Source organism: Chloracidobacterium sp. N (assembly GCF_018304765.1).
Taxonomy (GTDB): Bacteria; Acidobacteriota; Blastocatellia; order Chloracidobacteriales; family Chloracidobacteriaceae; genus Chloracidobacterium; species Chloracidobacterium aggregatum.
Genome location: NZ_CP072643.1, coordinates 432902 through 446646, shown reverse-complemented (window position 1 = coordinate 446646; position 13745 = coordinate 432902). Strand labels below are relative to the sequence as shown.

Annotated in this window: 11 protein-coding genes and 1 pseudogene; 7 read left to right on the top strand and 5 right to left on the bottom strand. The window is 62.1% G+C overall.

Annotated elements, in window-relative coordinates; all coding sequences use genetic code 11:
• Window positions 1–167 precede the first annotated feature (167 nt).
• Together J8C05_RS12975 and J8C05_RS12970 are read left to right on the top strand one after the other, a co-directional pair.
• The gene (locus J8C05_RS12975; protein ID WP_459543867.1) at window positions 168–1421 is read left to right on the top strand and encodes an RNA-guided endonuclease InsQ/TnpB family protein; all 1254 of its coding nucleotides are present in this window, start codon (window positions 168–170) and stop codon (window positions 1419–1421) included.
• Between the two features lie 10 nt (window positions 1422–1431).
• The gene (locus J8C05_RS12970; protein ID WP_014101219.1) at window positions 1432–1680 is read left to right on the top strand and encodes a HepT-like ribonuclease domain-containing protein; all 249 of its coding nucleotides are present in this window, start codon (window positions 1432–1434) and stop codon (window positions 1678–1680) included.
• 49 nt (window positions 1681–1729) lie between these two features.
• Here the strand turns inward: J8C05_RS12970 and J8C05_RS12965 are convergent, their stop codons facing one another.
• Window positions 1730–7063: an AAA family ATPase gene (locus J8C05_RS12965; RefSeq protein ID WP_211423934.1), complete on the bottom strand. Its 5334-nt coding sequence runs from the start codon at window positions 7061–7063 to the stop codon at window positions 1730–1732.
• 214 nt (window positions 7064–7277) lie between these two features.
• Here J8C05_RS12965 and J8C05_RS12960 point away from each other — a divergent pair, with 214 nt between their 5' ends.
• From J8C05_RS12960 to J8C05_RS12940, 5 genes and pseudogenes are all read left to right on the top strand, one after another.
• Window positions 7278–7754, top strand: a complete 477-nt coding sequence (locus J8C05_RS12960; RefSeq protein WP_211423933.1) for a DUF4760 domain-containing protein — start codon at window positions 7278–7280, stop codon at window positions 7752–7754.
• A 24-nt stretch (window positions 7755–7778) separates the two neighbouring features.
• Window positions 7779–7979, top strand: coding sequence for an AhpC/TSA family (locus J8C05_RS12955; protein ID WP_014101215.1), 201 nt, complete (start codon window positions 7779–7781; stop codon window positions 7977–7979).
• Between the two features lie 12 nt (window positions 7980–7991).
• Window positions 7992–8303, top strand: a pseudogene (locus tag J8C05_RS12950) (redoxin domain-containing protein); the annotation flags it as partial.
• Between the two features lie 73 nt (window positions 8304–8376).
• The gene (locus J8C05_RS12945; protein WP_211423931.1) at window positions 8377–9630 is read left to right on the top strand and encodes a hypothetical protein; all 1254 of its coding nucleotides are present in this window, start codon (window positions 8377–8379) and stop codon (window positions 9628–9630) included.
• Window positions 9630–10628, top strand: coding sequence for an RluA family pseudouridine synthase (locus tag J8C05_RS12940; RefSeq protein WP_211423930.1), 999 nt, complete (start codon window positions 9630–9632; stop codon window positions 10626–10628). Before J8C05_RS12945 ends, J8C05_RS12940 begins: the two co-directional genes overlap by 1 nt.
• Before the next feature lie 122 nt (window positions 10629–10750).
• Here J8C05_RS12940 and J8C05_RS12935 read toward each other — a convergent pair whose 3' ends face one another.
• From J8C05_RS12935 to J8C05_RS12920, 4 genes are all read right to left on the bottom strand, one after another.
• The gene (locus J8C05_RS12935; protein WP_211423929.1) at window positions 10751–11020 is read right to left on the bottom strand and encodes a hypothetical protein; all 270 of its coding nucleotides are present in this window, start codon (window positions 11018–11020) and stop codon (window positions 10751–10753) included.
• Window positions 11021–11117: 97 nt separating this feature from the next.
• Complete coding sequence (locus J8C05_RS12930; RefSeq protein ID WP_211423928.1) at window positions 11118–11828, bottom strand: hypothetical protein; 711 nt, start codon at window positions 11826–11828, stop codon at window positions 11118–11120.
• Complete coding sequence (locus J8C05_RS12925; protein ID WP_211423927.1) at window positions 11812–12321, bottom strand: hypothetical protein; 510 nt, start codon at window positions 12319–12321, stop codon at window positions 11812–11814. The genes J8C05_RS12930 and J8C05_RS12925 overlap by 17 nt, the downstream gene beginning before the upstream one ends.
• 50 nt (window positions 12322–12371) lie before the next feature.
• Window positions 12372–13709, bottom strand: coding sequence for a hypothetical protein (locus J8C05_RS12920; RefSeq protein ID WP_211423926.1), 1338 nt, complete (start codon window positions 13707–13709; stop codon window positions 12372–12374).
• Between the last annotated feature and the right edge of the window lie 36 nt (window positions 13710–13745).

Here is a 13745-nt window from a genome sequence, read left to right as displayed (position 1 = left end):
ATCCCTTGCTGCCATTGAGCGCTATGCGGATCGCGAACAGGAAACCATTTGAGCAAGATGAACTCTTACCGAAAAAACGCCGTAAAGCCCTGCACTTTAGGGCAGGGATATAAGGCGCACGCTGTTTTATCAAGCCAAACCTGTGATAAAATAGCAGTATGAGAGTAATGGAAGCCAAGCTACTCAACGGGACAGCAGAGCAGTATCAGGCTCTGGATGAAGCCATCCGTACCGCACAGTTTGTCAGAAACAAATGTGTGCGGTACTGGATGGACAACAAGAGCGTCAACAAAGCTGTTCTCTATGCCCACTGCAAAGACCTGGCCAAAGAGTTTGACTTTGCCAGGAAGTTAAACTCAGCGGCAAGGCAGGCAAGTGCAGAGCGAGCCTGGGCTTCCATTTCCCGGTTCCATACCAACTGCAGAAACAAGGCGGTCAAGAAAGGGTATCCCAAGTTCAAGAAGCATTGCCGTTCTGTGGAATACAAGGTATCTGGCTGGAAGCTGTCAGGGGATGGGATGACTATCTCGTTCACCGATGGCTTCAATGCTGGCTCGTTTGCTCTGTACTGCAATGGTGAAGCAAGACGGTTGATTCTTGAATCCAAAATCAATCGGGTGCGGGTGATACGCAGGGCAGATGGGTACTATGCTCAGTTCTGCTTGGATGTGGAGCGCAAAGAGCAGGGAGCATACACAGGCAATGTTATTGGCATTGACTTGGGCTTGAAGGCTTTCTACACCGACCAGAACGGCAACCCTGTAGAGTGTCCTAAGTATCTGCGGAAAGCAGAGAAGCGGCTAAAGCGCCACCAGCGCAGGTTGAGTAGGAAGTTCAAGAAAGGGGCGAAACCTCAATCTAAGAACTACCACAAGCAAAAGAAAAGACTAGGCAAAGCACATCTGAAAGTCCAACGCCAGCGTAAAGACTGGGTGATTAAGTTAGCTCGGTGCGTGGTGGCATCTCACGATGTCGTGGTGTACGAAGACTTGCAGGTGAAGAACCTGGTCAAGAACCATCATCTTGCCAAATCCATTCATGATGCTAGCTGGTCGCAGTTCACCCAGTGGTTAGACTACTACGGTAAGGTATGGGACAAGGCAGTAGTCAGCGTACCACCGCAGTACACCACACAGGACTGTAGTAACTGTGGGCATAGGGTAGTAAAAACCCTATCCACCAGAACCCATAGTTGTCCTAAATGTGGATTTGAATCAGACAGAGACCAGAATGCGGCTTTGAACATCCTCAAGAAGGGACTAAGCATCTTGGGAATGGAGTGGCAAAACAGTACCTTTGGGCAAAAGGGAACTGCCTCGAAAGAGGGAACGCTTGGGGAGAGATGCACCGCTGCTTTAGAGGGGCAACCTGATGAAGTAAGTGCGCTCGCAGAACCAAGAACAAGAATCCCCTGCCTTTAGGCAGGGGAGTATGTCAAAAACGTGGTTTCTTCGGCATCTTCAAATCATTGGTGAGGCAGCCCGCGCCTTGCCAGAAGAGGTTCGGATGCTGGCGGCTGAGATTCCCTGGACCAAAATCATCGGTATGCGCAACGTCCTGGTGCATGGCTACTTCGAGATAGACACCGACGTTGTTTGGCATACCGTGCAGCGTGACATACCGGCCCTGAAATCAGCAGTTGAGCGATTCTTGCAGCGCCTCGAAGCTGAAGAACCCTGAGCAACGATTTCCAATCCCAAAGCGCACAGTCCTGCCATGACCCGAACTCTTACGAGATGCGGATGCCAACCAGCGTGACATCATCCCGCTGTGGCTCGCCGCTGCGGTGCGTGTCAAAACACCATTCGAGGTGCCGCTGCTGCAAAGGAAGCGCCTGGGAAGCCACTTCCTGAAGCGTTTGTTTGAGCGCCGAAGACCCGTAACGCTGTCCCTGGGGATTGTTCTGGTCGGCAAAACCATCCGAACTCAGATACAACATCGCGCCGGGAGGCAGGTGGAGGCGGTGCCCGGTGAAAAGACGCTGCCGTTTGCTGCTCCCGACACCGCCCCGGTCGCCGCGTATCTCGCGCAAAAGCCCCTGTTCCACGACGTACAGCGGACGCCCGGCCCCGGCAAAGGTCACAATGCCGTCTGGTTCAAGCTGGCACAGCACAACGTCCATGCCATCGCGCTGCGCATCCTGACGCGCGTCATGACGCAATGCCGTACGGATGCCGGTATCCAGGGCTTCCAGAATCGCCGCCGGCGACTCGATGCCCCGTTCAATGACAATCTGGTTGAGCAGTTCATTCCCAATCATGGACATCAGCGCACCCGGTACGCCATGGCCTGTACAGTCCGCCACGGCCAGCCAGCGTGTCTCGCGCCCGGCGGTGCACCAGCAGTGCAGCCAGTAGAAATCGCCGGAGACGATGTCCCGCGGTCGCCAGAGAACGAAATGCTCGGCAAAGGCCCGGGTGAGTTCTTCGGGTGTGGGCAGGATGGCGCGCTGAATGCGCTCGGCATAACGGATTCCATCCAGGATTTCGGTCGTGGTTTGTTCCAGGCGCCGGTTTTTTTCGGCCAGCTCTTCCGTCCGCTGCCGGACCTTCTCCTCCAGGTTGGCATAGAGGCGGGCATTTTCCAGCGAGACCGCGGCCTGGGCGGTGAGAATCGTCAGGGCTTCGCGGCGTTGGGCATGAAAGACATTGGCGACGGCGCGGTTTTCCAGATAAAGCAGGGCGCGTACCTGCCCCCGATGCCGGGCCGGGAGGCAGAGCGCTGACCGCAGCCCGACGGACTGAACGTAAGGGTCATGGCTGAAGTCCGGGGATTCCGTGGCATCTTCGAGGAAAATACCTTCACCGGTGCGCAGGACGACGTGGATGATGCTCAACGGCAGCGCGTCAACTTCTTCCAACGGGCGCGGCGTCGGCGTGGCCGGCGCCGGGCGGTGGACATCCCGCTCCGCTTCGACGTACCAGCGGCCATCTTCCCGGGGGAGCATCAGGACGCCACGGGTGGCGCCGGCATTTTCCAGGGCAATTCTCAGCAGGGCATCGAGGAGGCGTTCCTGGACGATTTCCCCGGCCAGCACGCGGGCCGCTTTCATGACGCTGGCCATATCGAGTGAGCCGCCACCGCTGGTCGAGGAGGTCGGGATGCTGGTGGTGGTCAGCGCCATGTGGGTGCCGGTTGAGCGCATGAAGTCCGGCTCCGTCAGCAGCGCGCCGTACTGCTCATCGAAATACCGGACCTTTTCCGTCGCCCCCCACCGGACATAGGCGCGGCGTGCATCCTGGGCATAGGCGCGCGCGATTTTGGTGCGTTTCTGGTCGAGGAAAAAGCGCGCGGCACACTCGTTGGCCAGGGCTTCCTCGTGGATGAAGCCATTTTCACGCGCCGTGGCAATGGCCCGGTCGTATGCTTCCAGGGCGGCTCCGATGTCACCCCGCAGCGCGTGGAGTTCCGCGTCTATCAGGTGAAGTTTCTGACCATAGTTCATCGGCGCCAGCTCGGCCCACCGGGCCATGCGGCGGCGGGCGGCGTCGAGCCAGTTCCACATGGCCTCGGCCTCCGGCTCCGCCACACGGCCGGTGCGCAACCGGGCCAGGCGAGTCAGCGCGCCGAACAGATACACGTTCGGCTGGAGGCAGGATGACTGCAAACCGGTCATGTTGGCTTCGCACAGCAGGGACTGTTCGTAGGCCCGCTGGTTGTCGCCAAACAGATAGGCAAGCTTCATCCGCAGATAGGCCAGGGTGCCAAGGGTTCCCTGGTCGCCGGTGGCCGCTACGGCGGCATCGTCCATGGCCTGGTCGCCCTCGCCCCACGTGATCTGCATCGGGTCATCCGTCTGGGTGCGCAGGTTGCGGACGTAGGACAGGCAGAGGTTGTTCGTCCGGTAGTTGCGTTCCTGGCGCAGGGCGCGGATGGCTTCGCTGTGCTTTTGGGCGTCGCGTTCCAGGCTGTCGAGTGGTTGGCCGATGAAGATACCAAGCCAGGTGACCGCCAGCAGCGCCGTCGAAGCAAACTCCAGATCGCCCGTCTCAACCCCTTCCTGATAGGCCGCGCGGAGCGGCGCGATGGAATCCCGGGCCGGTTCCCGCCAGACGCTGAGAAAGAAATAGTAGGAAATCAGCGCCCGGGCGCGGGCTTCACTCGTGGGCCGCTGGTCGAGCAGGCGGCGGGCAAAGCGCCCCGTGGCATACCCCTGCGCCGGGTCGTTGAAACCACTGCACAACACGAGCCCCAGCGCCACAAAGGACGAGGCCGCCAGGTCGTTGAGGCCATGTTCGAGAACGAGTGCCACGCGCCACAACACAACCAGCGTAAACAACGGGCTGTTGCTGAGAAACGCCGGCACCGACATCCGGTACAGCAGACGGGAGGCCGCCAGCGCCTGATGGTCCTGCATTTCCGGCAGGTTCAGCGGCGCATCCGTGTCGAGGGAGGCGATATGGGGGCCGAGGCGTCCCCAGACGGCACCAATGTCGGCTGGCGTCGGGTGTTTGGGCAGGGGAATGCCAAGCTGCTGCAAAACCGTCCGGGCATGGGCCAGCGCCGCGTGGAATTGGTACTGGGCCGAGTGGGACAGGATGGCGATTTCATGCGCCAGAAGGGCGTCAGGCAGCGTCCGGGCATGATGGAACACGGTCTGCGTGAGCGTCTGGGCAACCTTTGGGTTGGCGCTGAAAAAGGCTGTCTCGGCCGCTTCGAGGTGCAGATGCAGGGCGAGTTCGTAGTGGTGTTCCCAGGCATCCGGGGGCAGGAGTTCCAGCCCAACCTGCAAATACTCCAGCGCTGGCGCAAAGGCGGCCGCGGCTTTGGCGGCGCGTCCAGCGTGCAGGTTGAGGTGCGCCAGTTCTTCACGTTCTTCTGCAGTGGCTTGCTCCCGGCCCCGGTTGAGGTGGTTGACGATGTCAAAGAGGCGGGTCGTGAAGCTGGCCAGCGAAGTGTCCGGGGTGAGGGGGTGGGCCGCGGCCAGCAGGCGCCAGCCGATGCGCCAGTGGCGCGCGCGCCGTTCCGCTTCCGGCGCCAGTTCGTAAGCCGCCTGCTGTACGCCGTCATGAACGAAGGCAAAACGGTCCGTCCGACGCCCGGCGGTGGCTTCGCCCAGCACGAGGTCGGCGGCAACCGCCGCTTCCAGGGCAGCCTGTGCGGTGGACACATCGGTTTCCGCCGCCAGCGCGGCCTGTGCCACATCAAAGGTGCTGCCAAGACAGGCGGCGGCATGCAGGACCTGCTGGACGGAAGCCGGGCAGCGGTGGAGTTTTTCGATGAGAAAGGTGACGGCATTTTCCGTCAGCGCAGCCGTGGCGATGCCTTCCAGGTCGGCCCGCCAGCCCTGGCCCGGGTGAAAGGTCAGCCAGCCATCGGCGGCGAGGCGCTCCAGCAACTCACGGACGAAGAAGGGGTTGCCACCGGTTTTGCGATGGACGATGGCCGCCACGGCCGCAACATCCTCCGTGGCACCCATGGCCGCCGCCGTAAGCTGTTCCACGCTGTCGGATTCCAGCGGCTTGAGGGGGATGTAGGTCAGGGGAATGCCCGTGCTGCGAAAGGTGTCCAGGGCCAGCGTGAGCGAATGCCCGGCGCTTTCTGCCTGCTCACGGGAGGCCAGAATGATGAGCGCCTGTAACCGCTGCCGGTTGCGGGCCAGCGCGGCAAGAAGTTCGAGTGAGGCCGCATCGGCCCACTGGACATCATCCAGGAACAGCACCAGCGGGTGATGTCTGGCGGCAAAAACACTCAGCAGCCCTTCAAAGGCGCGCTCCAGGCGGTGGCGGGCTTCCATCCCGGAGATTTCATACGCCGGCATGTTCTCGCCCACGATGAGCGCCAGATCGGGAACAATCGGCAACAGCATGGCGGCGGATGCGCCAAGGGCCGTGCGGATGGCTTCCCGCCAGCTTTGGAGTTCGGCGTCACTGCGCGCCAGCAGTTGCCGGACAAGCTGCCGGAGCGCCAGTCCCAACCCCGAATAGGGGGTGCTTCCCCGCAACTGCTCATATTTGCCGGTAATGAAAAAACCGCGCCGCGCCGTGACGGGCACGTGCAGTTCGGCAATGAGGGCGGTTTTCCCAATCCCGGAAGGCCCGGTGACGAGAACCATTTCACATCCGTTCTGGCTGATGCGGTCGAAGGCTTCCCGCAGGAGGGCAACTTCGCGCTCGCGTCCATACAGCCGTTTGGGGATGACAAAGGTGCGGGCGTCATGCCGTCCCAGCGGAAAGGGATCAATGGTGGGTGGCGGGTGCTGACCGTCGCCGGTAAGCTGGCGCTGACACTCAAGCAGGTCGGCCCGGACGCCGGCGGCCGTCTGGTAGCGGTCGTCGGGAGATTTGGCCAGAAGCTTGGCCACGATGTCGGAGAGGGGCGCCGGTATCTGGGGATTGCGCTGCCGGACGGGCGGCGGCACGAGCGCCAGGTGCGCATGGATGATTTCCAGTGGGTCGTGCGCCCGAAACGGCAGGCTGCCCGTCAGCAACTCGTAGAGCAGCACGCCGAAAGCGTACAGGTCGGCGCGCGCATCAATCGGGCAACTCATGCGGCCGGTCTGCTCCGGCGCGAGGTAGTCGAGCGTCCCCTCGAACATATCTGTCGCGGTATGCCGGACTGCGAAGCGACGGCTGCGGACGGCAATGCCGAAGTCAATGAGCTTGACCTGCCCGGTGGTGCGATTGACGACGATATTTGAAGGATTCACATCCTTGTGAAGGATGTTGTGCGCGTGGATGACTTCCAATGCGTCGAGGACGGCAAGGGCAATGGTGAGCCGTTCCGTCAGCGGCAGGTGTGCGTACGATGCCACCAGGTGGCGCAGCGCCTGTCCGCCGAAGTCTTCGACAATGAGAACGGGGCGATGTCCGACGCGCGTCAGTTCATGGGCGCAGATGATGCTGGAACATTCCCCGGCCTGGGCGGCCAGCGAGGAAAGCAGGTTCCACTCGTGGTCGTAGCGTTGCATCAGGGCGGCCGGCGGCATGGCTTCGGCCGTCGTTTTGAGGACGACGAAAGCACCCGTGTCCGCCCGCTGTGCCCGCAGCACCAGGGTCCGGGTGCTGCGGTACACTTCGGCAGCCACGATATAGCCAGGTGGTACGCAGTCGTAAACCGACATCAGGCAGGTGGGGCTGGCACAAGGTACAACCGCCAAAGTGTAAAGCTTGTTCTGAACGAAAGCTACAGAAGTTTGGCAGTGCTTCCGGGGCTGACAGGGCGTTGGAGGCCAGCGCACCGGGCCGGACGCTGCACTTTCGCGCCCACCGTTTCGCACTGGCTGTGATACAGTGCCGGCGACAGACATTTCTTCCTATCAACCACGAGGCTGTGGCATGGCGACCCATGAAGACGCGCAACTGATTCTGAAACTCTACGAACTGCGCCGCGACCCGGTGATGCGCGAGGCACGGGATTTCGTGGCTTTCAAGTTTTTCCCGGAATCGGCCCAGGACATCAAGGACCTGCTGTTTGACAAGCGCAACCCGGTGTATGGCGCTTACTGGCGGCAGGTGACGACGTACTGGGACATGGCCGCCGCGCTGGTCAACCACGGGGCGCTGGACGAAGCCTTGTTTTTTGACACCAACACGGAGTGTTTTGCCGTGTTTGCCAAAATGGAGCCGTTTTTGCCGGAACTGCGCGACATGTTCGGACCGTGGTACATGGTCAACCTCGAAAAACTCATCCGGCGCTACCCGAACTATAGTGAGCGCCTGGCGGGCCTGCGGACGCGGCTGAAGCTGTACGGTGAAGCCTACAAGAGCCGGAAAACCCGTGGCTTCCATCCCGAAGGTGGCAGTGACGAATAAGGACATCGAGAAGGGGGACAGGCCGTGAACCTTGCCAAGCTGCTGGAGCTGCCTTTCAAGGGAAACTTCATTCCCTATCCGAGCCGGTCGGTCGTGGAACTGGGGCAACTGGCGCCGGACTTTACGCTGCCCGACATTCACGGGCAGCCCTTTACCCTGTCGGCGGTGGCGCCCCGGTGGTGTCTGCTCTACTTGACCCGCATCGTGGACCGGGGCTTTATCTGACCGTTCTGCTATCCGCGACTGGTCGAGTTGCGCGAACAATACCCAGCTTTTCAGGAACGAGGAGCCGAAGTGGTGGTCGTGACCACAACCGATGTGCCAACATCCAAGCTTATCGCCGGGGATTTGGCGCTGCCCTATCCGTTGCTCAGTGACCCGGAGTGGACGGTCTTCAAGGGCTATGGCACGGGGGCCGCTTTGGGCGTGCCGCTCCCGGCACAATTTCTGATTGACGGCAATGGCCGGGTCGTTGAACGTTATCTCTGTGATCTCGTACCGAATCATCCGCCGCTGGATGTAACTTTGGGACAGATACCCACTCGTTGAGTGCCTCCATCCCGCCCGGCGCCGGCTGTGTCCATACCGGACGGCCGACGCCGGCAAGAGAGTGGATACCTTCATGAAGGCCTGCCCGAAGTGTGAAACCCCCTGGGATGACGGCAAGCGGTTTTGTCCCTATCACGGGCTGCCGCTGGTGCCCCTTCCAGAGCCGGCACCCGTACCGGTGGATGCGGAAGTGACCGCCCGGATGAGTGAACAGGAGCGGGCACAGCTCTTCACGCCGCAGTTTCCCATTGCGGAGTCGCCTTCGTCGGGTCGGTTGGCCGCCCCGGCGTCAGCCACGCCGTCTGAAACGACAGCTTCATCGGAAGCGGCAGTTTGGTCCGTGGATGACCCGCCAACACTCAAGTCGCAGCGTCAGAAGCCGCCGCCGGAACCCGACACGGTCATTCCTCCGACCGTCATCGTGTCGCCGGCGGCAACTCCACCGGAACAAACGGAAGCCGCACCGAAACCTTCCGTGACAGACACCTTCATTCCCCCAACGGTCGTCGTTGCCCCGGCCGAGGTGGAAGCCATCCTGCGGGCGCAGGCTGGCGCGTCGCTTCCAGTCACCTCCCGTCCAGAGGCGGAAGCCCTCCCCGTGACGGGCAAGGTGGACGCCATACCCACGGCGCTGGTGGACCCTTCGGCGACACACCACCTGCTGTGCATGGAGCTGGAGCCGGTGAAGCCGCCGGCGTCCGCGCCACCTCCGGCGGCAGCCGCCGGTGACGATGTCGGGTTTATTCTGGACCTGGAGAAAAGCAGCACCCGCCTGCCGCCGCCACCCCAGGCAACGGAGCCGCCGCCGGGTGGAACGGCGTCACCGGTTGGGCGGAATCTGACGCCCTCAGCCGTTCCGTCGCTGGTGACACCTCCTTCCCCCACCCTCAAACGGCGCACCGCCGTGCAGTATTTCAAGCTGTTCAACGAGCGCAAAAAAGTCATGCAGCAGTTTGTCCACGGGCTGGACCCAAGGTGCGTGACCATCACCGAGGGGCACAGCAATCAGGAAGAGTTGCTGATGCACCGCTATGACCTCACTTTCCGGTATCTGGCATCGCAGCGGACCTTTCCGCTGGTCGTCATTTTGCAGCGCAAGCCGGTCTATGACCTGATTACGTCGGTTGATCTCTACGAGATTGGCGAATCACCCCGGCTGCGCGAGGAACGCACGAAAAGTCTGGGCGGGGAGTGCAAGTCAACGCCGAACGGCGTTGTCTATCACCTTTCCTACGACGAAGAGTTACCCACCGAGCAATTTGGTGATTGGCTTCAGAAAACATTTCAGGAGATTGCCAAACTCCTTCCGGGTTTGAGCTTCCCGTAATGGATGCAGCCCCTTCCACTGTCAGCGCCCTGGACCTGTCGGCGGCCGAGACGGTGCTGTGTCGGGTGCCGGAAACAGCGGCTGGTCTCCGGCTCGATGTGTTTCTGGCCGAGGTTCTGTCCGTCAGCCGGGCGCGTATCCAGCGGGCCATTGCCGACGGCGAAGTCCGGGTCAACGGACAGGTGCGGCGCGCAAGTTACCGTGTGGAGCCGGGCGACGACATCGAGGCGGATGTTCCGGCGCCGGTGACAACGGACCTCGTGCCGGAGGACCTGCCGCTCACGATTCGGTTTGAAGATGAAGCGATCCTGGTGCTGGAAAAACCCGCCGGGCAGGTCGTCCATCCGGCGGCAGGTGTGACGCACGGGACACTGGCCAATGCGCTGGCGTTCCACTTCGGCCAGCAGCGGCCGGGGGCGGAGCCGTTGCGTCCGGGAATTGTACACCGGCTCGACCGGGATACTTCGGGCCTGATGGTCGTCGCCAAAACCGACGCGGCGCTGGAACACCTCGCCGGGCAGTTTCGCGCCCGCACGGTCGAAAAGGGCTATCTGGCGCTGGTTCACGGCGATGTCGTCGGTGCCGGCACGATTGATGCGCCCATTGCCCGTGACCGCAAACACCGCCTGAAGATGACAGTGGACCCGGGCGGACGCCCGGCGCGTTCCCACTACGTGGTTCGGCAGCGGTTCGGGCCGGTGACGCTCCTTGAGGTACGGATTGAGACCGGGCGGACGCACCAGATTCGGGTTCACTGCGCCTACATCCGGCATCCGGTCGTGGGCGATCCGCTCTACGGTCTGGGGCGTGACCAGCAACTGCGCCATCCGTCCCAGCGTCAAGCCGTCGAGCGGTTGGGAAGGCAGTTTCTCCACGCGGCGCATCTGGCATTTGTGCATCCCGTATCGGCGCAGCCGATGCGTTTTGTGTCGCCGCTACCGCCAGACCTTCAAGGCTGTCTTGTGGCCTTTGCCGGCTCGGAAGCCCGTTTGGCCTAGCGGCGCTTTCCGGCTTGTTGGCCCGAACAGGCGGTGTGCAACAAGACAAAACGCGCGGGGGAGCGCCCCCGCGCGTGGAAAAGAGGTGAACACGAAAGGCTCGGTTGCGGATGCCGGCCGGTTCAGCGGGCTGTCTTCTTGGCCTTCTTGCCAGCGGTGCACTGCCCATCCACGCAGCAGTCGCTGCCGGGCGCACAGCAGTCCGCACCCATGCCGCAGGCCTGATCGGCGCAGCAGTTGGGCTTGGCACAGCAGGAAGCCGTTTCTTTCTTCTTGGTGGCGCAGCAGGCGGCCGGGGCTTTCTTCGTGGCCTTCGGGGTCTTGGCCGTGGCCAGGTCACCGCCGAAGAACGTGGTCATGAGGAACAGGGCTGGAACGATAACTTTCAACATGATGTGTCTCCTTTTTGTGTCAACGAAGGTGTGAAGTCCAGGCGCTCAGCATGGAGCGCATAAGCCGTCAAAGCGAAGGACAATCCACTTCCGAAGACTAAATCCTGAAGACACAGCACCTGAGATAGGTGTCCCGGCGGGAAGGCTGGTACGCCACGACCACCGGCGGCTGGAGAGCCGTGGGACGCCGGACAACGGGAAGGCGAACCGGCAGGCAGGTCGTTGCGGCCAGCGGCGCCTCAAAAGTAAAGAGCGACGCCACCGTGAACCGGTCTGGCGTTTCGGCAGGGTGGCAGCCACAACGTGCATCGTCAGCACCAACAAGGGCCGCCGTGCTTCCGGCCGTCAGTCCGCTTGTTTCCAGACGAAGCGTTGGCTGCCCGGAAATGGCTTTCGCTGCCAATGCGACTGATGCCGGTGTGGCTGGTGCCGGTGTGGCTGGCGTCGCCGGGGCTTCAACCCCCGGCTGCGGGAGCCGCTCCTGCTTTTTGACCGCACAGCAGTGGTGTTTTGACCGAGGTACGGCTGGCGTGGGGGTGAGGGTGTCCGGTGTGGCTGGCGTCGTCGTGGCAACGGTGCCGCCGACGGGCAGGGCAATGTGGGCCGTTGCCGGCTGGGCTTGCACCTGAGCCGCATGCATGCAGCCACCCAGCAGGCAGTTCAGCACACAGGCCAGTGGTGTCACGCACAGCGCCGACAGCACCACCATCGTTACCAGAACTGACCAACGGGAACGGGACACACGCACCATGCCGGGTAGTATCAAGGCAGAAACACCCACGGTCAACAGATCAGTTTTCAGTGGCATCGGCCGGCTGGAAGACATCCAGGCGCAGATGATGACCGTTTTCCGTGACCGGCCGGCACTGCACCGGCAGGTCGGCAACCGTGGAGATGAGGGCTTCAAAAAAGCCTGCCAGAAGCGGGAGGGCATCGGGTTGCCCATCCTGAATGTGGATGGCCAGGGTCGGTTCCTGCGCGACGAAGTCGCATCGCCCAAATCCATGCGCCTGCAGGTAGTCGCCGCACAGCCCAAGAAAGGGCTGAACGGGCGACTGTGCCAGTGGCAGCGTCTGTCCGGTACGCTCGGCCAGGAGCGCCGGAAAGTGCACAACCATCCGTTCGCCCCAGTCCTGTCCAATCTGGCGCAGGCAATCGGGGAGGTCTTCGTCTGCTTCGCGTAGCGCGGCCAGCAGGTCCGAGAGTGCCGGCGCCAGCATCCCCGGCGCACCGGTCGCATCCACACAGATACCGTGCTTCCCGTCACTCTGGAGAAAAAGCCCGTCGGTTGGTGTGCTCATCCGGTCGACCTGCCCCAAGTCAGAATGTCTTTGGAAAAACAGCCCGTGTGTTATCCGAAGCCGAAGCCGCCACGCCCAAACGAGCCGGAGCGACCGGCGCGGGTGCCGGTAATCCGTCCGCCGGAGCCCACCCGCACCGTACTGCGTCCAAACCCGCTTGGTTTGCTGCGTCCGACGCCCCGCGCGCCCCCCATCCGTGAGGACGAAAACATGGTCTGCCGCGGAGCCGGCGTGTAGCTTGGCACACGCGAGGCCATCGGGTTCGTCGCCGGAGAGACCGTGCGGTAGTAGGGCGTGCGGCTGACATAGACCGGCGAGGGAGCATAGTAGGGGTAGGCATAGAAGAACCACACGCTCCCCATTGGGTGTCCCCCGTAGTAGTACCGGGGACGACTGCTGGTGCCCACGCTTTGGTTCGGGTCAGGCGTGAACTCACTGGCTGGCAGGATGGCGACACTGATGCCGGCGTTTTTGTAGTCCACGAAATCCTCGTTGAGGTCGTCCATCTCCACCTTCCGGGAACTGTCCGGCGTCACGTAGATGATGTGCTTGATCCCGGCTTCCGTGAGTTTGGCCGCCGGCGGAACCTTGGCCAGGTAGCGGTTGTCGAACTGGTTGTCAGTATCCTTGTAATCGTTGATCCGGTAGGCATCGAGCAGAAAGACCGGCGGAGCATGTTCCGGGAGCGTCGCCTGTTTGGCGGCAATTTCGTCGGCGTAGTAGAGCATCGCCGCCAGAGTTTCATGCGACGGGACAACCCCAAGTGGATGCGGATAGTTATCAAACGTCGTAATCAGGCGTCCGTGGGAGGCCAGTCCGGCCCCGTAGGCAACACTGTCGCGCCCGATGAGGTCCACGATAATCGCCGTTTCGCCGGGATTGGCGGCATTGGCGAGGATGTCTTCGGCCAGCGCCTGTCCGCGCCCGTAGCTGGCGTCCATGCTTGGGCCAAAGATGGGCTTGAGCTGGTTTCTGAGCGACTCCGCCTGAAGGGACTGGATGAGGGTCGGCACGAAGTACGGCTGCCATTTGCCGCGTGGCTCGAACGCCGCCAGCATGGCGTTCTGGTCGAGATACTTCTGCCAGTCCTGACTGTTTCGGGAGTCAAGTTGCGTTGTCGGAACGCTGAAGGTCAGCGGACGGTTTTCCGAACCGATGTTCCAGCCGCTCTTTTTCTGAAGTTCGAGCGAATCCGTGTCAATTTCCTCCTCGCCGAACACGGCGACAAGGGCCGCAATGCCGCCAATGGTCACTGCGCCAGCCGCTGCCCCGCCGATGATCCAGCCCCGACGTGAAACCTTCTGCCACCACGGCTTGGATGCGCTGGCGTACCCGGCCGCGTAGGGACTGGCTATCTGACCCGGTGCCGCATAGTTGATGCGCCCCACGCCCCCCGGCCCGGAAAACTGTTCGCCAGACGACGC